The sequence below is a fragment of the Pseudoalteromonas aurantia 208 genome (assembly GCF_014858725.1).
Classification (GTDB): domain Bacteria; phylum Pseudomonadota; class Gammaproteobacteria; order Enterobacterales; family Alteromonadaceae; genus Pseudoalteromonas; species Pseudoalteromonas aurantia.
This window is the reverse complement of record NZ_AQGV01000010.1, coordinates 74,690-97,972: the sequence shown is the minus strand read 5'-3', so window position 1 is coordinate 97,972 and position 23,283 is coordinate 74,690. Positions and strand designations below refer to the sequence as shown.

Annotated in this window: 19 protein-coding genes; 10 read left to right on the top strand and 9 right to left on the bottom strand. The window is 42.0% G+C overall.

Translation table 11 applies throughout. The features are described from left to right. Window positions 1-204 (bottom strand): LPS translocon maturation chaperone LptM, encoded by a 204-nt coding sequence (lptM, locus tag PAUR_RS02025; protein ID WP_192506160.1) that lies wholly within the window; start codon window positions 202-204, stop codon window positions 1-3. A 121-nt stretch (window positions 205-325) separates the two neighbouring features. Between lptM and cyaY the strand changes: the two genes are divergently transcribed. From cyaY to add, 7 genes are all read left to right on the top strand, one after another. After that, on the top strand, window positions 326-646 hold the full coding sequence (gene cyaY, locus PAUR_RS02020) for an iron donor protein CyaY (protein ID WP_192506159.1): 321 nt from the start codon (window positions 326-328) through the stop codon (window positions 644-646). Further along, window positions 646-1,299 carry an alpha/beta hydrolase gene (locus PAUR_RS02015; protein WP_192506268.1) on the top strand — a complete coding sequence of 218 codons (654 nt, stop codon included), beginning with the start codon at window positions 646-648 and terminating at the stop codon, window positions 1,297-1,299. Before cyaY ends, PAUR_RS02015 begins: the two co-directional genes overlap by 1 nt. Before the next feature lie 16 nt (window positions 1,300-1,315). Beyond that, entirely contained in the window at window positions 1,316-2,167 is an 852-nt protein-coding gene (locus tag PAUR_RS02010) for a DUF2914 domain-containing protein (protein WP_192506158.1), read from the top strand. A gap of 20 nt (window positions 2,168-2,187) precedes the next feature. Further along, complete coding sequence (hemC, locus tag PAUR_RS02005) at window positions 2,188-3,126, top strand: hydroxymethylbilane synthase (RefSeq protein WP_192506157.1); 939 nt, start codon at window positions 2,188-2,190, stop codon at window positions 3,124-3,126. Window position 3,127: 1 nt separating this feature from the next. After that, complete coding sequence (locus tag PAUR_RS02000) at window positions 3,128-4,915, top strand: uroporphyrinogen-III C-methyltransferase (RefSeq protein ID WP_192506156.1); 1,788 nt, start codon at window positions 3,128-3,130, stop codon at window positions 4,913-4,915. Next, a complete protein-coding gene (locus PAUR_RS01995; RefSeq protein WP_192506155.1) occupies window positions 4,912-6,018 on the top strand; it encodes a heme biosynthesis HemY N-terminal domain-containing protein in 1,107 nt (368 codons plus the stop codon). The genes PAUR_RS02000 and PAUR_RS01995 overlap by 4 nt, the downstream gene beginning before the upstream one ends. 141 nt (window positions 6,019-6,159) lie before the next feature. Next, window positions 6,160-7,158, top strand: coding sequence for an adenosine deaminase (add, locus tag PAUR_RS01990; RefSeq protein WP_192506154.1), 999 nt, complete (start codon window positions 6,160-6,162; stop codon window positions 7,156-7,158). Between the two features lie 26 nt (window positions 7,159-7,184). Here the strand turns inward: add and PAUR_RS01985 are convergent, their stop codons facing one another. The 3 genes from PAUR_RS01985 to ubiD all read right to left on the bottom strand — a co-directional run bounded on the left by PAUR_RS01985 (window position 7,185) and on the right by ubiD (window position 10,149). Further along, window positions 7,185-7,589, bottom strand: coding sequence for a CBS domain-containing protein (locus tag PAUR_RS01985; protein ID WP_192506153.1), 405 nt, complete (start codon window positions 7,587-7,589; stop codon window positions 7,185-7,187). A gap of 263 nt (window positions 7,590-7,852) precedes the next feature. Beyond that, window positions 7,853-8,566, bottom strand: a complete 714-nt coding sequence (fre, locus tag PAUR_RS01980; RefSeq protein WP_192506152.1) for an NAD(P)H-flavin reductase — start codon at window positions 8,564-8,566, stop codon at window positions 7,853-7,855. A gap of 107 nt (window positions 8,567-8,673) precedes the next feature. Beyond that, complete coding sequence (gene ubiD / locus PAUR_RS01975; protein ID WP_192506151.1) at window positions 8,674-10,149, bottom strand: 4-hydroxy-3-polyprenylbenzoate decarboxylase; 1,476 nt, start codon at window positions 10,147-10,149, stop codon at window positions 8,674-8,676. A gap of 424 nt (window positions 10,150-10,573) precedes the next feature. Here ubiD and PAUR_RS01970 point away from each other — a divergent pair, with 424 nt between their 5' ends. Beyond that, window positions 10,574-13,162, top strand: coding sequence for a sensor domain-containing protein (locus PAUR_RS01970; protein WP_192506150.1), 2,589 nt, complete (start codon window positions 10,574-10,576; stop codon window positions 13,160-13,162). A 46-nt stretch (window positions 13,163-13,208) separates the two neighbouring features. Here the strand turns inward: PAUR_RS01970 and PAUR_RS01965 are convergent, their stop codons facing one another. After that, window positions 13,209-14,018, bottom strand: coding sequence for a tetratricopeptide repeat protein (locus PAUR_RS01965; protein ID WP_192506149.1), 810 nt, complete (start codon window positions 14,016-14,018; stop codon window positions 13,209-13,211). A 149-nt stretch (window positions 14,019-14,167) separates the two neighbouring features. After that, window positions 14,168-15,556: a M20/M25/M40 family metallo-hydrolase gene (locus PAUR_RS01960; protein ID WP_192506148.1), complete on the bottom strand. Its 1,389-nt coding sequence runs from the start codon at window positions 15,554-15,556 to the stop codon at window positions 14,168-14,170. A gap of 155 nt (window positions 15,557-15,711) precedes the next feature. On the opposite strand from PAUR_RS01960, the gene dbpA reads away from it, so the two are divergent. Beyond that, window positions 15,712-17,100, top strand: coding sequence for an ATP-dependent RNA helicase DbpA (gene dbpA, locus PAUR_RS01955; RefSeq protein ID WP_192506147.1), 1,389 nt, complete (start codon window positions 15,712-15,714; stop codon window positions 17,098-17,100). Here dbpA and PAUR_RS01950 read toward each other — a convergent pair. After that, entirely contained in the window at window positions 17,090-17,668 is a 579-nt protein-coding gene (locus tag PAUR_RS01950) for a DNA-J related domain-containing protein (protein WP_192506146.1), read from the bottom strand. The two genes, dbpA and PAUR_RS01950, sit on opposite strands and share 11 nt — an antisense overlap. 71 nt (window positions 17,669-17,739) lie before the next feature. Here PAUR_RS01950 and PAUR_RS01945 point away from each other — a divergent pair, with 71 nt between their 5' ends. Next, window positions 17,740-20,577 carry an ATP-binding protein gene (locus PAUR_RS01945; RefSeq protein WP_192506145.1) on the top strand — a complete coding sequence of 946 codons (2,838 nt, stop codon included), beginning with the start codon at window positions 17,740-17,742 and terminating at the stop codon, window positions 20,575-20,577. On the opposite strand, the gene PAUR_RS23880 is transcribed toward PAUR_RS01945, so the two are convergent. Next, on the bottom strand, window positions 20,554-21,813 hold the full coding sequence (locus PAUR_RS23880; RefSeq protein WP_192506144.1) for a methyl-accepting chemotaxis protein: 1,260 nt from the start codon (window positions 21,811-21,813) through the stop codon (window positions 20,554-20,556). The genes PAUR_RS01945 and PAUR_RS23880 overlap by 24 nt on opposite strands. 126 nt (window positions 21,814-21,939) lie before the next feature. Then, window positions 21,940-23,199: a transcription termination factor Rho gene (gene rho, locus PAUR_RS01935; protein WP_192506143.1), complete on the bottom strand. Its 1,260-nt coding sequence runs from the start codon at window positions 23,197-23,199 to the stop codon at window positions 21,940-21,942. Between the last annotated feature and the right edge of the window lie 84 nt (window positions 23,200-23,283).

Genomic DNA, 23,283 nt, shown 5'->3' with positions numbered 1-23,283 from the left:
TTAGCGCTCCTTTTCTATCATTGGTTCAACATCTGCGCTATGGCTGCGCTGCGTTGGTTTAACGTCGCTTTTTGGGGTGTTGAGATCAGGCTTTGAACCGTGCTCAGGGAGATATAACACGCCACTTTGTCCGCACCCAGTTAGGGTCAAAACGCTTAATATGACTAAAATAAACATGCTTGATTGAGAGAGTATCGCTTTCATTAGATTAATGATGTCAGTGCCTTTATAATCGCAGAGTAACAGAATTCGTAAAAAAAGCAGCTATTGCGACTAGGTATTTTAGCTGCATCGTAAATAAATTGTGCTGAAAAAGGAAAGTGCTATGACAGATCACGAGTACCATGAGCTAGCAGAAGCTTTAATGTTTACCATTGAAGATCAAATTGATGATTGTGACGCGGACTTGGATTATGAGTCAGCGTCGGGCATTTTAGAGATCTTATTTGCCGATAAGAGTAAAATTATCATTAATAAACAAGCGCCATTACATCAGGTGTGGGTAGCAACTAAGTTTAATGGCCATCACTTCGAGCTACATGGTGACAAGTGGATTGATAACCGCTCTGGTGCTGAGTTTTGGCAATTTATGTGCGATGCTGCAACGCGTCAAGCGGGTACGGAAATTAAATGGAAGCACAGTTAATGTTGCCTTTTGTAGAATATGCAGCGCGTGGCGAGCATAAAGCCAGTATTATTTGGTTACATGGTTTGGGTGATTCGGGTGAAGGTTTTTTACCTATTGCACCGGAATTAAAGTTACCAGATGAGTTAGGTGTTAGGTTTGTTTTTCCACATGCACCAGAACAACCGGTCACCATTAATGGTGGTATGGTGATGCGCTCTTGGTATGATATTAAATCTATGGATGCAGAAAGCCGTGCTGATGAGCATGGTGTTAGGGAATCGGCTGATAAAGTGCAGCAACTGATTGATGCTGAAATTGCAAAAGGGATTAGCCCTGACAGAATTATTTTAGCGGGCTTTTCACAAGGTGGGGTGATCTCTTTACATCTTGCGCCGCGATTATCAGTTAAACTTGCTGGTGTAATGGCGTTATCGACTTATATGTGCGCGCCTGCTAAGTTAGCCAATGAAGCTGTACAAACCGAACTAAATATTTTCATGGCACATGGTAATCAAGATCAAGTTGTACCTATGTCGTTAGGGCGATTGGCTTACGATACACTGCGTGGGCAAGGATACGACATAAGCTGGCAAGATTACTCGATGGCCCATCAAGTATGCCATGAAGAGTTAACCGCGATCCGTAATTGGTTAATCGCCACATTATCTTAATTGAGGAAGAGCAGCAATGACACAACGGATAGTCATCAAAACGGCCGTTACTAAAACGACACCTACCGTTCAAGTGGTAAGTTATCAATGGCACTGGCGACGTATTTTTGCGGTATCGAGTGTTGTGTTGTTGTCTGCGGCGGGCGTTACTTACGGTTTAACCAATGTCGTAAACGCTGATGAAATGCATCTACAGGCGCCTGATAACATCCCTAGTGCGGGAACAGTTGTAGCACATTTGGCAGATGAGAATGTGTCCGGTGATGACGCGCTTGCAAGTACGACAGTGGCCGTGGTAGGCAAAGACAGTGAGATCACAGCTGTGTCAGTGGCACGAGCTCCTGCAATTTTAGTCGTTACTGAAGTGGAGCCTGAATTACCGCCAGAGAAAGCAGGCACTGTGGCGAGTGAAACCGTAGAGGGAGCAGATGAAGAGGATGCTGAGCAGGAGATAGCCGCAATGGTGACTGAAACTGTATTTTCAGAATCAGCGCATATTGCTAATGTGGCACTTGGGGCTAAAATAGATACAAACGTCGTGAGTCGTGCTGTATTGACTACGGGCATTGAAAAGCGCGAGCCGATTGACGTTTTGAATGACAACTTAAAGCGTACTCAGTTTTCAGAAAAACTTTACTTCTTTACTGAGATTAAAAATTTGCAAGACAAAACAGTGCATCACTTATGGTTTCATCAAGACCAGTTGATGGCAGAAATTCCCTTGCCCGTGAATGCGGTGAGGTATCGTACTTACTCAAGTAAAAATATTATGCCAAGCCAAACTGGGCAATGGCGTGTTGAAGTTGTTACCCAGCAAGGGCAACTATTAGCACAAAAATCTTTTCGTATTATTCCAGATGCTCAATAAGGGCAGAGTTAAGGCAAATCATGACTGAACAAACAAATATCCTGCGTATTGCAACCAGAAAAAGTGCTTTGGCTATGTGGCAAGCTGAGTTTGTAAAAGCAAGGTTAGAGCATTTTCATCCGAGCTTAACGGTTGAACTAGTACCTATGTCTACGCAAGGCGATATTATTTTAGATACACCCTTGGCAAAAATCGGTGGCAAAGGCTTATTTGTGAAAGAGCTTGAGCAAGCCATGATGGATGGTCGCGCAGATATAGCCGTGCATTCTATGAAAGATGTCCCTGTAGACTTTCCTGAGGGCTTAGCACTTCATACAATCTGTGAACGTGAAGATCCACGAGATGCATTTGTGTCTAATGCATACAAAACATTAGATGAGCTCCCTCAGGGTGCTGTTGTTGGTACCTCTAGCTTACGCCGCCAGTGTCAAATTCGCGCATTACGTCCAGATTTACAAATCAAGGATCTCCGAGGTAATGTGAATACGCGTTTAGCTAAGCTTGATAATGGTCAGTACGATGCGATTATTTTAGCCGCGGCGGGATTGTTACGATTGGCCATGCCAAAGCGTATTGCGGCCTATATTGAACCAGAAATGTCTTTACCAGCGAATGGGCAAGGTGCTGTTGGAATTGAGTGCCGCATCGATGATGTGCGTGTACAAGCGTTACTCGCACCGTTAGAGCACACAACAACTCGTATTCGCGTCAATGCAGAGCGTGCCATGAACCGTCGCCTAGAAGGAGGATGTCAGGTTCCTATTGGCGCATATGCTGAGGTTGATGGCGATACCGTGCATTTGCGCGGGTTGGTGGGCGCGGTGGATGGCAGTGAAATTTTGCATGCCCAATTGAGTGGGCCAGTAGAGCAGGCAGAACAAATCGGTATTGCGTTAGCTGAACAATTATTAGCGCAAGGCGCTGATAAGGTTTTGGCTGAGGTATATAGAGACGCTTAGTATGGCTATCGCAATTACTCGACCTGAAGGAAAAGGCGAGCAGCTAGCCGAGCTGCTGATAGCTCAACAAATTGATATTGTAAAAACACCCGTCCTTAAGCTGGAAATGTTGCCGGTCGATAACACTCAGTTGTCGCCGATAGATGATGCGGATGTGATCATCTTTATCTCGCAAGATGCTGTGAAAGGATTAGCAGCACACTTACCTCAATTACCGTCAACCGCAACCTTGGTTGCTGTTGGCGAGCAAACCGCAAAAGCCATCGATACAGTCTATGCACGTCAGGCCCAAACGCCCGTTCAGCAAGATTCTGAAGGGATGTTAGCGCTTCTTCCATTGCAATCCATCGCTGATAAACAGGTTGTAATAGTGAAAGGCGAGGGGGGGCGCACATTGTTGGCAAAAACCCTAAAAGCGCATGGTGCAGTATTAAATCAATGCCTTGTTTATAGGCGAACCCCAGTTTTGGCACAATCAGATACCTGGTTAGACCACTGGCGAGCGGCTAAGATTGACGGTATAGTCATAACCAGTAACGCGGCAATTGATGCTATATTTAATACCACCAATAAAGTGTTTTTAGCTTGGCTGAATCAATGTCATTTTTATTTGGTGAGTCAGCGTAGTGCCGATCATTTGATGCTACAACATCAGGTAGCATCTTCCCATATTACAGTGGCTTCAGGGCCCAGTGATGAGGCCATTTTTAAATCTATTATGCCTGAACAAACACAGCAAGGTAGCCAAATGAGTGAACAACAGAATCAGCAAAACGAAACACGCGCGGTAGAAGATAAACCTGTAAAACAGAAAATCAGTAAAGTGGGCGTATTGGCTTTATTGGTTGCTTTAGCTGGTGGTACCGCAACAGCCGGCTTAATCATTCATGGTCAGCAGATCAGCGATAAAACTTACCTTGCGCTAGAACAATTACAACAACAAAATAGCCAGCTTAGCGCACAATTAAGCACTACTCGTGAGCAACTAGTTCAATTGCAAAGTCAGCAAAAACAAGTTGATATGCAAATTGAGTCTCGCTTAGCAGCACAGACTCAGCAGTTTGATACGCAGTTGCAGACGGCGTTGAGCTCAGCCCAACAACAAGTCAGTGGTGCACTCAGCAGTGAGGTGCTGTACTTACAAAGGATGGCACAATTTAAGGCCTCTGCGGAACAAGATTTTCAGGGCAGCATCGCGGTACTACAAAGATTGAGTGATGTATTGCAGCATGAGCCAAATAGCACGGGCGTATTGAGCGCAATTGCCCAAGATATAGCATTGTTGAATGCACAAGCTAAGCCGCAATTGGAATCTAGATATTTACAGTTACATGGTTTACTCGCACAGGTACCTGAACTTGAGCTGCAAACTTTGCGTTTACCAGAGCAAACAGCAGCGCCTATTGCACAACTATCTAGTGATGTCAGTGACTGGCAAGCCAATTTATTACGCACATGGGAAAATTTGGTAGACGACTTTATTACGATTCGCCATCGTGAAGTCGCTGTTATTGACCCACTACTTGATAAGCAAGAGCAGCAACTATTGAAAGCGCAGCTACGAAGTCACTTGTCTCAAGCTCAGAGTGCTTTGATGGACAAGCAAGCCAGTGTCTTTTTTAGCGCTTTATCGAGTGCTCAACAAACGTTAACAAGCTATTTTAAAATGGATTCTGCAGCGGTACAAGCAATGCATGACGAATTAGTCCTGATGCAGGGTCAGTCATTGGCGTTTAACCAAACTGTTCAGTTACGCTCAGCTAAAGCGGTACAGGGGTGGTTAAAATGATCCGAGTGATATTAATAATTATCGCCATTGTGATTGCCATGGCAGCAGGGCATTTATTAATTGACGAAAAGGGTTATGTGCTCATAGCGTATAACGATGTGACCATTGAAGCCACGATAGTTGCAATGGCCATTATGTTTTTCATGCTAACGATTGGCATATGGCTCGTCGTAAAGGCGATTAAATTTTTCTGGCGACTTTATCGTAAATCAACGGGGCACTTTGGTCATAAGCGTGCAATGAAAGCTTCTCAGGCTTGGCAACAGGCGCTATGGGCGACTCTTAATGATGATAATGAGCAAGTACAAGTGGCGTTTAAGAAGCATGATGCGCCCAGTCAGTGGCAAGATTATCAATATGCGTTGCTGGCGAAATCTGCCTTACAGCAAGGCGAGCAGGCAACTGCGGTACAGCACCTAAGCGCTATGTCAGAAGAAGCACAAAGCAAAGTGCCTAAGCTCTGGCTACAGGCTGACAAAGGTGAGCAAGCTTTGGTGTTACTTGAAACGCCGATGCAGCAGAAAAAACCACAATCAACCGAGATAACGACCTACCTTGAGGGCCTATTGGTAGAGAAAAAACATGTTGAATTGATAAAGACATTGAACGACAAACATAAGCAAGTGACTTGGTCAGCGGATTATTGGCAGCGCTTCTTTACGCGTTTTTTTATGCAAAATCAATCTGATGGGCAAGCGTATTATGAACAGCTACCCAAAGCACTGAAAGTGTATGCGCAGCAGCCTTATTTACAATCAATGGCGGCGAGTGGGCAAATTAAACAAGTACAGCCAGTATTGCTGAAATGGTTAAAAAAAGGGTTATATCACGATGTATCGACGGTGATAAGTGCCGCGAATGAAGGTGATTTACAATTAACTCATGCGATACAGGCCCAGCTGAAAAAGCAGCCTGATAATGCGGATTTGTTAGCGTGTTTGGCATGCATGGCCCATGTTGATGGGGACTTTGAACTCGCAGCTAAAGTTTTTGATAACATAAATAAAAGTAATTGGCATACTGGTTGGACGAGTATCGCATTACGCAGCTACGAGCAGACCCAACAGTATCAAAAGGCCTATGAATTGGCGATTCACAAATAAATACTTAGAAAAAGCCAGCGAATACGCTGGTTTTTTTATACTTGCATAACTAGGTAGCCGTGCTAAAAATGGACATGTGTCCTTGATCTTTATATTAAGGCAAGTATGATCCGCAAAATTTTATCTGCAGCCGAGTGAATTATGATCAATAACAACTTACCTTTACTTGATTTACACCGCCATTTAGATGGTAACGTGAGAGCGACTACGATTTTAGAGCTTGGTCAGCAGTTTAATATGCCATTACCGGCGACGGATATTGAGGGCTTGATCCCACATGTTCGAGTACTCGATAACGCTCCTAACCTTATGGCATTTTTAGCTAAATTAGATTGGGGTGTCAAAGTGCTTGGTGATTATGATGCATGTCGCCGTATTGCCATCGAAAACGTAGAAGATGCGATTGCACAGAATATGGATTATACCGAACTGCGCTTTAGCCCTTACTATATGGCACAAACACATGATTTACACGCTCAAGGCGTCGTAGAGGCGGTGGTTGATGGCATTAAATCGGCAACGCACAATACCGATATTAAAGTGAATCTAATTGGTATTATGTCGCGTACTTTCGGTGTTGATAAATGTCAGTATGAGCTTGATTCATTATTAGCATGCAAAAACGATTTAGTTGCTATCGATCTTGCTGGTGATGAACTGGGTTATCCAGGCGCGCTATTTGTCGATCATTTTAAACAAGTTAGGGATGCTTATTTAGGTGCCACAATACACGCGGGTGAAGCGGAAGGTGCAAAAAGTATCTGGCAAGCCATTAATGAGTTAGGCGCAACACGTATTGGTCATGGTGTTAAAGCCATTGAAGATCCAAAGTTAATGGATTATTTAAGAGACAACCGCATTGGTATTGAGTCATGTTTAACCAGTAATATTCAAACCAGTACGGTGGCTGAACTAACCACACACCCACTTAAGCGCTTTTTGGATCATGGTATTTTAGCCTGTATTAATACCGATGATCCTGCAGTTCAAGGTATTGAACTTGATAATGAGTATGTTGTTGCCGCACCTGAGGCTGGGTTATCGACGCAAGATATGGAACAAGCGCAGCGCAATGCATTAGAAATTGCCTTTTTAAGTGACAGTGATAAAAAAGCGTTGTTAGCTAAAAAAGCGAGTTAATAGCCAGTCAGTTCACTTTGAGCTGCTTAATGCACTGAGCAGCTCAAGTAGTCTTGTTTTAACGCCTCTATGACTTGGCTTCTTGTTACCAAGCCAATAACCTTGCCATTTGATGTCACTGGATAAACCTTTGGTTTATTGCCTTGCATTTGCTGAGCTAAATCGACAATATTCATGTGTTCAGTGACTGACACCACATTATCGGTCATCAATTCTTTAACCATTATTTTGCCTTCGCAAAAATAGCTACTTTGTAATAATGGGGCCAACATTTGTTGCTCTGAAATAAAGCCAACTAAGTGCTGCTGCCCATCTAAAACTGGTGCGCAGAATAATGTGTGTTGGTGCAGTTCATCAATCGCTTCTGTGAGCTCGGAATCTGCATAAATTGCAGGAATATGTGTCGTCATGATTTCTTTTACAGTTTTCATTCTAGTGCTCCTGTGTTGATGAATTCAGTATGCTCTGTTATTTTCAATTAATAAAATAGATTAAATAGATTGTTTCAATTTAAAAAACAGGACTGATAGGAAAGCTCATCACACTAAATATGTGTTTTGGCGCAAGAGGATAGAATATGGGCCAATTACTATGCGGTGTAACCTTGAGTAATACTTAAACTGAAAGGGGGCGATATATGAACCGTGAAATTATAAGCAGTGCCGTATGATATGACACTGCTTAGGGCTATGAATTATTTGATAAAAGCAAAGGCGTCTGCGTACATGTGCTCACGTACGGCACCATGCTTGATAAAGTCATCACGCACAATACCAATCATATCAAAACGACCGGCCATATAAATTGAGTACGTTTCTAAAGAAGAAATATCTGTCATCACGGCTTGGTGCACATAGCCTGTATGGCCTCCCCAACCTTCGTTAGGGTTTTCTACTACCGGAATAAAGTGGAAGTTTTCTTTGGTTGCTGCCCATGCTTCCATTTCTGTTTTAGCATATAGCGCAGATTCTTCTTTTACACCCCAGTAAAAATACACTGGTTGAGTACAGCCAACCTCGCTTAAGTGATCGGCCATTGATTTAACATACGAGAACCCAGTACCACCTGCGAGCAAGACAATGGGTCTTTGGCAATCAATGCGTAATTGCGAGACACCCAAGCCAACTTCAAGTGCAACAGGGCGGTTGTTTAAATGAGCTTGGCGCAAATGTTCAAGCGCTTGTGATGCGTATGCATCAGCAGCTGATGCACCAATGTGCAATTCTAACTCGTTTTGTTGTGATGGTTTGCTTGCGATTGAAAATGCACGCTTGTCTTTTTCACCTAAAACAAGTTGTAAATAGTGCCCTGCTTCAAACTTTGCTGCAGTAGCAGGTTTAAGCGTGACTTTGTAAATAATTTCTGTAAGTGGCGTGATAGCTATCACGTCAGCATTGATTGTTTGCATGTGTTACCTTTTCGCACGGTCTTGTTTGGCAATGTACTTTTGAATATTACCAATCACTAAATTTTTGTATAAACTCTAGGCACTTTAGCATAGGTACCTAGGTTATCCTATGGCTTGAGTGGGATATCTAAGCTGTCCCAGATATCATCTATTCTTTGTTTCACTTGTTCATCCATCACGATAGGCTCGCCCCACTCTCGATCCGTTTCTCCTGCCCATTTGTTTGTTGCGTCCATACCCATTTTAGAACCAAGTCCCGAAACAGGGGAAGCAAAATCAAGGTAGTCAATCGGCGTATTTTCTATCATGGTTGTATCTCTTGCCGGATCCATACGCGTCGTGATAGCCCAAATGACGTCATTCCAATCTCTTGCATTGACATCATCGTCGCAAACTATGACAAATTTAGTGTACATAAACTGACGTAAGAAAGACCATACCCCCATCATCACCCTTTTTGCATGACCAGGATATTGCTTCTTCATCGTTACTATCGCCATTCGATAGGAACAGCCTTCAGGAGGGAGGTAAAAATCAACAATTTCTGGAAATTGCTTTTGTAAAATGGGCACGAACACTTCATTGAGTGCGACACCTAAAATGGCAGGTTCATCTGGTGGGCGACCTGTGTATGTACTATGGTAAATTGGGTTTTCTCTGTGGGTCATATGGGTTACTGTCATCACAGGGAAATCATCAACTTCATTATAATAACCTGTGTGATCACCATAGGGCCCTTCGGGAGCCATTTCACCGGGCATGATATGACCTTCAAGAATAATTTCTGCGCTGGCAGGCACTTGTAAGTCATTTGAAATGGATTTTACCACTTCGGTTTTTGAGCCTCGCAGCAGCCCAGCAAATGCATATTCACTTAACGTGTCAGGCACAGGGGTCACCGCGCCTAAAATTGTTGCCGGATCTGCTCCTAGCGCAACCGACACGGGATAAGGCTCGCCTGGATTTTCTTTGCACCACTCCTGAAAATCGAGCGCACCACCTCTGTGCGATAACCAGCGCATTATTATTTTATTTTTACCCAGTAATTGTTGTCGGTAAATACCTAGATTTTGGCGCTTTTTGTAAGGTCCACGCGTGACAGTTAGGCCCCAAGTGATCAAAGGAGCTGCATCTCCAGGCCAACAATGTTGAATGGGTAACTTGGTCAGATCCACGTCATCGCCACTGATCACGATTTGTTGACAAGGAGCTTTGCGGACTTCTTTGGCTGGCATATTCAGCACCTGCTTAAACACAGGGATTTGTCCTAGCGCTTCCTTTATGCCTTTAGGTGGTTCTGGTTCTTTAAGGAAAGCCAAAAGTTTACCCACTTCACGTAGTTCGCTGACATCTGTTTGGCCCATACCTAACGCTACGCGTTTAGGGGTGCCAAATAGGTTAGCTAATACCGGAATGTCAAAGCCTGTCGGGTTTTCAAACAACAATGCTGGACCACCTGCTCGTAATGTACGATCGGCAATTTCAGTCATTTCTAATTTTGTTGAAATGGGTTGTGTGATGCGAACTAATTCACCTTGTTCTTCAAGGCGATAGATAAAATCTCGTAAGTCTTTATATTTCATTTTGCTATTAGGACACCTATAGTTATGTGCAGTATATCAAGCCGTTTACGAAATGGCAGCTAAAGGCTTTATACGCAGATAATAATATGACGTTTATTAATGACGATAAATAATCGCTTTATTTAACCTCAGGTTTGGATAAGGGTTTTGGAATAGAAAATGTGTTGAAAACACACTGACGTACAATCTAATGATGATATTTTGTTCAATATCAAGGCGCTTTTATGCAGTAATAGCGGGCTATTACAAATGAAAGCAACGCCGAGAGTGAGAAAAATAGCCTAATTGGGCAAATTCGCTTATCCAGAGCTGAGGTTATTTAGTATTGTGCAATACTTGATGTTTGGCATATTTTCATGGAGGTCAGTTTGCATTATAGTCTTTATCTGAGCCTAATTTATATACGGTGGTGGCTAGGTTGAAAGTGAATATAATACTCGGTATCGCGTTATTATTTTTTTGTCGTTGTGGCTTAGCTCTCGATTTACCTGAACAGGTATTTCGGAATAATAGTGCAGTTATGTTGATCATTAATCCGGACACGGGTGGCATAATTGCGGCAAATGACGCAGCTGTGCAGTTTTATGGTTATACCGAAAGCGATTTATTGTTAATGCGTATTCAGGAGATTAATCAACTGACTGCCAAACAGGTGGCCACGGAGCGCGAAATCGCAGTAGCTGAAGGCAGAAACTACTTTATTTTTCGCCACCAGCTGGCTGATCAATCTGTTCGAACTGTCAGTGTGTATTCAGTGCCATTTCGTGACCTGAGTGGTGAAACTCAACTATTTTCTATTATTCATGATATTAGTGAGCAGCGTGCACTGCAGCAATCACTGTGGCATTATCAAGCGAATTTAGAGCAACAGGTGGTGTTGCAAACACAGGAAATTAAGGTTGCTAATCAAACTCAGACTATGTTGTTGAGTGTGGTGATCGGTATTTTATGTGGGGCAACTGTGATCTTGGGGTTATTCTTAATTCGATTTAGGCGGGCTAAAAAACGCTCAGAATCGCAAGGCGCGAGGCTACGATCTATTTTTAATGCAATTGAAGACTACCTTATTTTTACTAACGAGCAGGGAGAAATACTGTCTGCAAATACACGGGTAAATGATGACTTCGTTCCGACAGAGAATATGGTCAATGAATCAATAGGTACAGTATTAACAAATCCCAGTTGTCTGTCTGATCCCGCTTATGTCAATAAAGAGTGTCAATTGCATGTTCAAGGACAGCTTCGTTCATTCAATGTGACTAAAAATGAGGTGCTTGATGGTAAAGAACAACGTCTCGGTTTTATTTATGTGTTGCATGATATAACCGTACGCTTAACAAATGAACGAGAACAACGCTTGGCTAGCACGGTATTCTCAACGACGAGTGAAGGGGTGCTAGTTTCAGATAAACAGAATAAAATACAAATGGTTAATCGGGCTTTTACTCAGATTACGGGTTATAGTCAAAATGAGGTGTTAGGAGAGTCTCCAGCTTTATTTAACTCAGGTCGGCATGGCACAGCATTTTTTAGTCAGTTATATAGTGATTTACATGAACATGGTCACTGGGAAGGTGAAATCTGGAATCGGCGCAAAGCCGGTGACGTGTATCCATGTTGGCTGCAAGTCTCTGCGGTGTTTGATGAGAAGCAGAATATTGAAATGTATGTAGCACTATTTAACGATATTACCTCCCGCAAGAATCACGAACAAATGATGTGGCAGCAGGCCAATTTCGATACATTAACTGGGCTGGCCAACCGGTTACATTTTCATGAGCAATTTGATCACACATTAGAAAGAGCGAAAAAACAATCGAGTCGCTTGGCAATTTGCTTTATTGATTTAGATCGCTTTAAAGCTGTTAATGATACTTTAGGCCACCATATTGGAGATTTGCTCTTAATTGAGGCTGCACAGCGACTCAAAGACTGTACTCGTAGTTCTGATATTGTAGCGAGGCTAGGTGGTGATGAATTTGCTTTATTACTGCCTGATATCGACACCATCAGTGATATTGAGAAAATAGCCAATAAAGTATTACAGCAATTGAGCAGTCCATTTGAGCTGGAAGGGCATGAAACATTTGTTTCCGGTAGTATCGGGGTGACCTTTTTCCCTGATGACGGCTGTGATCGCAAGGCATTACTTCGTAATGCTGATAGTGCTATGTATAAGGCAAAAGAGCATGGAAGAAACTGTTATCAATTTTATACGTCGGCAATGCATGATCATGCTCAAGCAAGACGCCAGTTAGAAGGGGCGTTACATAAGGCACTATCAAATCAAGAGTTAACGGTTGTGTATCAGCCAATTATTAGCCTTGATGGGAAGCAAATTGGTTGCGAAGCGTTATTAAGGTGGCACAATGAGGCGCTTGGAGAGGTGCCCCCTGGGCGGTTTATTCCTATTTGTGAGGAGTTAGGCTTAATCATAACAATCGGCGAATGGGTACTCTATCAAGCATGCTCTCAGGCTAAGGCATGGTGCAATCGTTTTCAGCATCCTCTATTTATCACAGTCAATGTGTCAAGCATTCAGTTCCAACGCGCCGATATGGCAAAAGTGATAGCACGTGTTTTACGCGAGACAGGCTTAGATAGCCGATGTTTAACGGTTGAAATTACAGAAACAGTACTAGCAGATAACGCGCAAAATATTCTACAGCAGCTCCTCACGTTACGTGAAATGGGCGTTGAATTGGCGATTGATGACTTTGGAACAGGATATTCATCATTGAGTTACCTGAAGCGCTTCCCGCTGTCGAAGTTAAAAATTGATAGAGCATTTATTCGTGATTTACCAGATGATCAAGAAGACCGCGCATTAGTAAAAGCAATTATCTCCATGGCAGGTAATTTAAATTTGAAAGTGGTAGCGGAAGGTGTGGAAACTCAATCGCAATTAGAGTTTTTGCAGACCTTACAATGTGACTATAGTCAGGGGTATTTACATAGTAAACCTCTCAGTGCATCTGCATTCCAAGAGTGGTTTGTCACAAGAGTAAAATGATTACTGTGTATTCATTTATAGAGAGTATACGGTAATCATTTTAGATTCAAAGGCATAGTGATTGCGTGCTTTTACAGAGCTTTTCTAAGGCATGTAGTGCACGTTGATGGCCTTGCATTGCAGACTTTTGATACCAATAATGCGCCTGTTTCAAGTCAAGGGAGGTGCCTTCCCCTAGCTCAAACATACCTGCTAAATTATATTGTGCCCACGCATCACCAGATATGGCCGCAATTTTGAATGAATTGAACGCCAGAACGAAGTTGTTTTGTCGATACAACCGTATACCTTCATTATTGTGCGTCGTTAAGCTATTGTTTATATGAGCTTTATGATTAATTGGTAATGGGCTTTGTCGCTGTTTAACGATACCGCCCATGACATATATTTCCCTAGGCCTATAAACATCATCTATGGCATTTTGAGCAAACATAGATAACAGGGCCTCACGCTCCAAGATAAGATGTTCTGAGCGGAAAAAGCTATTGAGCATTAGTGCATCTAGCTTTATGGCTCGTTCAGCGTCACGCTTGCGGCGATAGGTCGTTGTACTTTGCGTTAATATAATTTTGTTTTCTGCGACTTGTAATACCTGTGCGACTCGATACTGAGCTTGATATTTACGGTCAGTTTGAATTCGGCCCAGATTAATCACATACACATCGTCAATTCTTGGGTGTGTTAATAAAGAGTGCTGCAAGGCAATATTTTGAGTATGTGAAATATAGCTATAGGCAGAAGTCGCAATTAATATGATGACTAACAGGACACGGTAGTGCTTGCTGATGACGCGCTCAATAAAACCGTGAAAGGTAAATAGACTTTGTAATAAAGGTTGGGTTAACCGTGAGTACATATGTGCATGCTAAAAATGGCCGTTAGATATTTTTAGGGTATTAAATATCATTGCATTACACAATGCATAGCTCTTTTTTTTGCAAACAGGTGGTAGAGAAGGTTGAAGTAACAACGGCTGCATAAACAGCCGCTTGGTTTATACGATGATTACTTACCTGTAATACGAGTTTTAGCATCTGCTGCCATCATTGCGAATACCGCATAGGCAGCTGTATTTTGTTGTAACTTCTTAGGGTCTACTTTATCTAATGTATCATCAGCGGTGTGATGATAATCAAAATAGTCGGTACCATCTTGGTGTAAAGCAAAAATAGGGGCTGACATTGTATTTTTAAGGGGGATTAAGTCAGGACCACCCCGTGCTGTATTTTTACGGATATACTGTACATTTAAAGGAGCTAGCTGTTTAGCGATTTCGCGCACTAGAGGTAATGCCGCTGCAGCAACATTTGATTCAAAGCCATACACTACATCCGCACCAAAATCAGATTCAGCAGCAGCAACAATATTATCGAGTGTATCTTTATGACGTTTGAAATAGGCTTTTGCACCCCATAAGCCAAGTTCTTCTGCGGCAAATAAAACTACTCGAACACTGCGTTTAGGACGTTTTACATCACTGATATGTTTTGCAGCAGCCATGGTTAATGCGACGCCAGCACCATCATCTAGTGCGCCGGTACCCAGATCCCAAGAATCGAGGTGCCCACCAATAAGCACATATTGTTCAGGGTATTGCGTGCCGTTGAATTGACCAATTACGTTATAGCTGGTGCCTTCGCCTAAATCTTCAGTTTGAATATTGAGCTTTACCTTTACTTTATGACCCGCAGTGATAAGACGAGCAAGTTGGTCTGCATCAGGGTTCGCAACGGCGGTTGCTGGGATTTTGGTTACGCCAGCTTTGTAATGGCTGCCACCGGTATGTGCGAAGCGATGATGACTGGTACTGACTGAGCGCATCATATAAGCCACAGCGCCTTTTTTGGCAGCTTCTACTGCGCCACTATTACGGGCCTTTACTGCTGGCCCATAACCATTCCCATCAATATGTCGATTCATACGGTAGTTAATAAATGCGATTTTGCCTTTTAGGCTCCCCTCAGGCGAAGCAATGAGTTCATCTAAAGTTTCAAAAAACACCACTTCAGCCTGAATGCCTGACTTTGGTGTGCTCACACTGTTACCAAGTGCTGTTAGGTGCAGTGGTTGTTCACTTGGGGTAATAATAGAAGCTGATTCGTGGTATCGACGCCAATGTGGAAACGTTGCGGGTTCAATCCATACTTTATCAAAACCGAGTGCTTTAAATTGTGATTGCGCCCATTCAACAGCTTTTTTATCATTTTTGGTACCTGGTAAACGCGGGCCAACCTCTGTGGTTAAAGATTCAAGGATCTGCCAGCTTAAATCACTATTTAGTGCGGCTTCACGCACTTGTGTAACTTGTTGAATCTGTTCTGGTGAAAACTCTTGAGCGTGCACTGCATTAGAGATACAACTCAATAAACATAACGTACTAAATAGTTTTTTCATGATGTCCTTGGTATTACAGCTGAGTACAAAGCACTATTGTGGCATTAACAAAAGGTGATGCAAACGTAAATGAGATCAAATACTGTGCACTGCGATATTCGTAGCCAATTTAATCTGCTAAAATTGGGCATATTTTTTATTGATGAGATAGTACCGTGAGCGCAATCGCTTTTAACACTTTGCCTTTAGAGCAGGCACTTTTAGATACCGTGAGTGATTTGGGTTATAAAAATATGACTCCCGTGCAAGCACAAAGTTTGCCGGTTATATTATCTGGAAAAGATGTCATTGCCCAAGCAAAAACAGGGTCGGGTAAAACAGTCGCGTTTAGCTTAGGTGTACTATCTCGCTTAAATGTTGCACGCTTTCGCATTCAGGGGTTGGTATTATGCCCAACTCGTGAATTGGCTGAACAAGTTGCCACTGAAATGCGTAAACTGGCACGCGGTATTCATAATATTAAAATATTAACGCTATGTGGTGGTGTACCAATTGGACCACAAATTGGTTCGTTAGAGCATGGCGCGCACATTATTGTCGGCACGCCTGGGCGTATTGAAGATCATTTATTTAAAGGTACATTGAATTTTAATGAGGTATCAACGTTGGTGCTCGATGAAGCAGATCAAATGCTTGATATGGGGTTTGCTGATGCGCTCGATAATATTGTGAGCTATTTGCCTGAAAAGCGTCAAAACTTAATGTTCAGTGCCACGTTTCCAAAACGCATTGAAACTATATCTGAGCGTGTGATGCATCAGCCAGAAATGGTCAAAGTGGAAGATCAGGTTGTTAATACCAGCATTAAACAGTTGTTTTATAAATTAGATAATAACAAATTACGTTTTAATACATTGCGATTATTGCTATTGCAAAACAAACCACAAAGCTGTGTGGTGTTCTGTAACACCAAGGTTGAAACACAAAAAGTGTGTGATGACTTACAAGATGCTGGCTTTAATGCCGTCGCATTGCATGGCGATTTAGAACAGCGAGAGCGTGAACAAACGCTGATCCGTTTTGCGAATAAAAGTGCCTCGATTTTGGTCGCGACAGATGTTGCAGCACGAGGCTTAGATATTGATGATATGGATATGGTGATTAACTACCACTTAGCCCATGATGCGCAGACGCACGTGCATCGAGTAGGTCGTACTGGACGAGGAGGTAAGAAAGGACTTGCTTGCTCTATTTTCGGAGAGAGTGAGGAGTTTAAAGTGGCACAGATTGGCGATGTGTATGATCGCGATTTTGAACCATCACCTGTTCCTGCACATAGCTTATTAGACAAAGCACCATACAAACCAGACATGGTAACACTGCAAATTGATGGTGGTAAAAAACAAAAAGTACGTCCAGGAGATATCGTGGGCAGTTTAACGGGTGAGCAAGGGATCTCATTTGCACAAATTGGCAAAATCAACGTGTTAGACAATACTGCGTATGTTGCTGTGGCGAGAGATGCATCGAAGCCTGCGTTTAGAAAATTAACCGAAGGCAAGCTCAAAGGTCGTAAGTTTCGAGTCCGTCGAGTCAATTACTAGCAGCCGATTTCAATTTTATATACTCACTATGCCATTTTTTAAAAGCCTCGCTTCCCGCGGGGTTTTTGTCAGGATGATATAGTAACGCTAATTTGCGCCATTTTTTTGTTAATAACTGCGATGAAAATGGGATGGGCAATTGCCAAACCGCGCAGAGTGCCTGTAATTCTTCTGCCGCAATGGGTTGAGTGTGATTGCTTTGACTGAATCGTTGCCAAAACTGGGTGAGTAAAGACTCAATATCTTCTCGGCTTGTATTATAATTATCCCAATCTAAATAGTAGCTTTTTAAAGGGTTATCTTTAGTTACACCAGTATCTACTTTAGCACTTAGGTAGATGTCCATACTGTCAATATGCAGAGACTGATCAGTTGTAAGCAACTCATCTTGGAGCTGAAACAATGCATTCATGATTAGAAAGTTCTTCTTAAATAGTGCTTTATTAGGATCATCATCCAATAGCTCAAACCAATCTAGCTGATTTAACTGAGCTGCTAAAGTATGAATTTTAAATACTCTCCCAGATGAGAGCTCAATAAAAATGGCGTCAAGTAAAGGGTTGAACATTGTTCGATCATTTTAGTTCGTGTATCTTCACCTTAGCACGATTAAATTTCCTATATCAATGAGGATCAAGGATGACTGGCAAGTCGGTTACGCATTTTTATAAGCTAATTTTGTGGTTCAGTTTGAGCATGTTTTGCAATATGAATGCTTTTGCATCTTCTGCTTCTTTGCATGAAAGAGTGTCGCAATTAAATGACTTGGCTTCGTGGCAGGAAGTGGTTGAAACCGGAGAGCGATTGCGGCTTCATCCTGATATTTCTTTAATGACATTACAGCACCTTATAGAAAATCTAGGTCGTGAAGCATTGAAGCATCAAAAATATCAAATCGCAAATGATTACTTCATTGAGCTAGAGGAACTAACAGCAGTGAACCCTGTAAGCGATGTGTTTTATAAAGCCGTCAAATCACAAGGGATAGCGGCTTATTTCCAAGCCAGTTATACGCAGTCAACTTTGGCGTATCATCGTGCTTTGAAGATTGCGACATTACGAGATAAGCCATTAGAGATAGCCAATATGCACAGTAATTTGGGGTTGGCTTACACTCAAACACATGAACTGGACTTGGCAATTCTACATTATGTGTCAGCCCATCAGTTATACCAACAGCATGGTGATACACAAGATAAAGCAGACATTATGCTTAATTTGTCAGGTGTTTACATACGGCAACTGCGATATAACATTGCAGAAGAGATGTTGTTACGCGCAATTAAACTCTTCAATGAGCTGCAAGATGATTACGGTACGGCTTTATCGCAGGCTAATTTAGGCGTTATTTATAAACATACTGAACGATGGGCACTTTCTCGAGTTAGCTTGATGGCTGCGATTGATTACTATGAATCAGTAGAGAGTTGGCAGCATTTAAGCTTTGAATACGCCAATTTAGCAACGCTGAGTCTACTAGAAGGTAATATAGAACAAGGATTAACAGAAGCTAATTTTGCACTTTATTATGCGGAGCAGGCAAATAGTCAAGGGGGACGTCGAGAAGCATTGTACCCTTATGCGCAAGCTTTGTTAGCTCAGGGTCAATATCAGCAAGCGAAAGAGAGCATTCAAGAAGCCATTATATTAGCGAAAGAAGCGGGTGCCGCATTGAGAGAGCGAGATAGTTTACTTTTGCTGTCTTTTATTGAATCCAGCCTAGGTCAGCCACGACAGGCATTAGCGAATTATCAGAAGTATCAACGATTACAAAGTAAGTTACTAAATACGAGTTTGAGCAAACGGTTAGAGCAGTACCAAGATACGATAGCTGAGAATCAATTGAGTCAAGAAATAAAAACACTCAAACAATATCAGGCGTTACAGAAATTGCAGATAGAACAACGAGAACAATTAGTTTGGCTGGGAGCTTTATTTATATTGTCGTTGGGGATAGCAGGTGTCAGCGTTTACCGAAAAAGGGTTTTACAGCTTACAAAGACGGAACTCAGTCGGCAAGTGGCTCAACGTACAGCACAGTTACAACAAGTTGCAGATGAATTACGAGAAGCAAATCAAGTTAAAAGTCAGTTTTTAGCAAATATCAGTCATGAAATACGTACACCTTTGACATCGATATTAGGTCATACCGAAGCATTATTAATTGATAATCAAAGAGATCAAAATCTACAAAGTTCGTTACGAGTGGTTCACCGTCAAGGGGAACATTTACGAGATTTAATCTGTGATGTATTGGATTTAAGTAAAATTGAAGCATTGCAATTTGAACTTGAATTTACAGAGTTTGAGCTAGAGAGCTTGATCAATGATGTCAGCGACATGTTTCAGCATGCATGTGTATTGAAAGGATTAAAGTTTGTTATTCATAACCATTTACGTGACTCATTAGTGGTGGAGTTGGATTATATTCGATTGAAGCAAGTGCTGATTAATTTGCTTGGCAATGCAGTCAAGTTTACTGAGGCTGGGTCCATACAGCTGACAATCACAATTGTTGAAGGTGGAGTCGAGTTTGTCATTGAAGATTCCGGTATTGGTATGGATGAAATTTATTTACAAGGTATATTTGATTCTTTCCAACAAGGAGACAACAGCATTTCACGTCGATTTGGAGGGTCCGGTTTAGGTTTATCCCTATCTCAACAGCTAGTTGATATGATGGGCGGGAAAATCAGTGTAGAAAGTACGCTAAATAAAGGCAGTACGTTTACAGTGTTAGTACCGTGTGTTCCCAGCAGTATGCCAAGTAAAATTGATAAAATGGAAGGCTTAAAAGAATTCAAAGCATTGTCAGGTAAAGTATTAATTGCAGAAGACCATGATGATAATCGCTCATTGTTTTGTCGTTTAGTCTCAAGCCTCGGGGTTGATGTTATTGTTGCAAATAATGGTGCCACGGCTGTGGAGGTATGTCTAACTGAATTTCCAGATTTAGTCCTTATGGATATACAAATGCCTCAGGTCGATGGGCTTGAAGCATTTAAGATCTTACGGCAAGCGGGCTATGATGGCCCAATCTATGCTTTGACGGCTAATGTGATGCCAAAAGAAGTGAAAGCCTATTTGGAGCATGGATTTACAGGTCATATTGGAAAACCTATCAGCACAGATCATCTTCATCAAATATTAGCAAAACATTTAATGTACATAGATGAAATAAGTGCAATGCAAATAGATATGTCAGATCTCAAAGCGAGCTTTTTGGCAACGCTTGAAGAAGAAAGATATAACATAGTGGACTTATGGGAAAGCAGGCAGACAAAATCGTTGCAAAATGCATGTCATCGTTTAGCTGGTGCCGCTGTAACGTTTGGCTTTAATGATATTGCGCAAACGGCTAAGCAATTAGAACAAGTCGTGATAACCACTGACCGTATGCAAGCGCAGCACTTCTATTTAATTTTATGTGATGAGCTAAAAGTAGCTGCTTCGTCAGAACAGCTCAATGTCATTTGAGTTATTTTGTTGCATCATGCTTTCATCAAATGCTACTTTATGGAGCCTACTTTCATCCGCTCTTTGTTCGTGGTCAAGTAATGTGGAATCTACTTTAAAAATAGATAACTTGGCGTGGATACTACGCGCTAAGTTAATTAGGTCATTACTAGAGACCGCTTGAATTTGCGAGTTATTGAGGGCATCTGAGTTAAGCTCAACCATTGAATCGATGCTCATTTGAGCTTCATCTGATACGGCTTTTTGACGGCTAACCTGTTCGTGAATACTTTTAGAAAGTGTGTTGATATCGATCATGGCTTGTTCTATCTGGTCAACTTCACGTGTAGAGGCTTGTGATAAGGATACAGTTTGTTGAGTTTCGCTTAATGCATCAAGCATCAAGTTATGGGCACTATCAGTACCAGCTTGGATCTTAGAGACCATATCTCTCACTTGCTGGGTTGATTGACTAGTGCGAGCCGCAAGGCTACGCACCTCATCTGCGACTACGGCAAAACCTCGGCCTTGTTCGCCCGCTCTCGCCGCCTCAATGGCTGCATTCAGTGCAAGTAAATTAGTTTGATCAGCAATTGAGTTAATTACATCAATGACAGAGCTAATAGCATCACTATCGACCTTAAGTGCTTCGATTTGCGTACTCGTTGCTTGGATATTATTGGCTAGGCTCATAAGGCTTTCTTGGCTCTTTCCCGTGTCTATACGCGTTTTCTTTACCGCATTGGTAGCTTCTGTCACTGACCCATATATTTGATCTAAATGTTCATCAAGCTCTCGTGCGACAGAAATCATACGATTGAATGAAGTCGCAAGGTCAGTGCCATGTGCATGCTGTATGGTCGCTTTTTGAGTCATCGAAGAATAGGTATCTCTGAGGCTGTCAGCCATAGGGGATAGTCGTGATGAGGAGCAGTAAACTTCGCCAATTAAATGCTCAATGGTTGCTAGACTGGCATTAATTGCTAAGCAAGCTGGTGGTGTATTGGCGTCTGCTTCATTAAACCGGTAGGTTAAGTCAATATTATCGTCTTTTAATAGTGCAGCAACAAGTTCACTTAAATAAGGGGTACTTGCATTACCTTGAGTGGCATATTTGAGCAGCACCAATGTTGTTATGGCAGAAACACTTAATAGGCATATGACTGCAGGCCAATGAAGAGAGAAAATTAGCATAATGGTAAAAACAGACAACACATTGGTTGCAAAATACCAAATAACAACATGTTTAGGCTTCATGAACGGACGAGTCCTTGTTAAAACTGCAAAATGACTATCTAGGTATAGAACATAATGGCGCATACTTCCATATTTTTAAGACATAAAAAAACCTGCATAAGCAGGTTTTATCATTGATTTAAATCACTATTTACGACGCATTAGATCGAAAAACTCATCGTTGGTTTTACTCATTGATAGTTTATCAATTAAGAATTCCATCGCATCAATTTCGCTCATATCATGCACTATTTTACGTAGGATCCACATCTTCTGAAGCTCATCTGCTTTAGTAAGTAGCTCCTCACGACGGGTGCCTGAGCGATTAAAGTCAATCGCCGGGAATACACGTTTTTCCGCAATTTTACGGTTAAGGTGAAGTTCCATGTTACCAGTACCTTTGAACTCTTCGTAGATGACTTCATCCATTTTAGAGCCGGTATCGATAAGTGCTGTCGCAACAATTGTTAAACTGCCGCCTTCTTCTACATTACGTGCTGCACCAAAGAAACGTTTTGGTTTGTGAAGTGCATTAGCATCAACACCACCGGTAAGTACCTTACCAGAAGAAGGAATGACGGTGTTATATGCACGCGCTAATCGTGTAATTGAATCGAGAAGAATTATGACATCTTTTTTATGTTCAACAAGTCGTTTTGCTTTTTCGATTACCATTTCAGCGACCTGTACGTGACGGTTAGCAGGTTCATCGAATGTAGATGCAATGACTTCCCCTTTCACTAGACGCTGCATCTCAGTAACTTCTTCTGGGCGCTCATCGATCAGCAGCACCATCAGTGTGGCATCAGGGTTGTTGTATGTAATAGATTGAGCGATATTTTGTAGCAACATCGTTTTACCCGCTTTTGGCGGTGCAACGATCAAGGCGCGTTGGCCTCTACCTATTGGCGATGCCAGGTCTAGTACACGAGCGGTAATATCTTCTTTACTGCCATTGCCGCGTTCCATAACGAAACGTTCGTTAGCATGGATAGGCGTTAGGTTTTCGAATAAAATCTTGGTACGAGAGTTTTCTGGCTTATCAAAGTTAACTTCATTAACTTTTAACAATGCAAAATAACGTTCACCATCTTTAGGTGGGCGGATTAAACCGCTAATGGTATCACCTGTCCGCATACTAAAGCGTCTTATTTGACTTGGTGATACGTAGATATCGTCAGGGCCAGCTAAGTATGATGCTTCCGATGAGCGTAAAAAGCCGAAGCCGTCTTGCAAAATCTCTAAAACACCGCCGCCGTATATATTTTCGCCGCTTTTGGCATGTGCTTTTAAAATTGCAAAAATAATATCTTGTTTTCTAAGACGTGCTACGTTTTCTAGTCCCATGGACTCGGCTAGTTTTACAAGTTCATTGATTGACTTGTCTTTCAGTTCGCGTAAATGCATATTGGTGGGTTCTTTATTACAATTGTCATTCTCGTCGTAACGAGGAGGTTGATTTGATACTACTAAGGTTTGTGGTTTTATAAA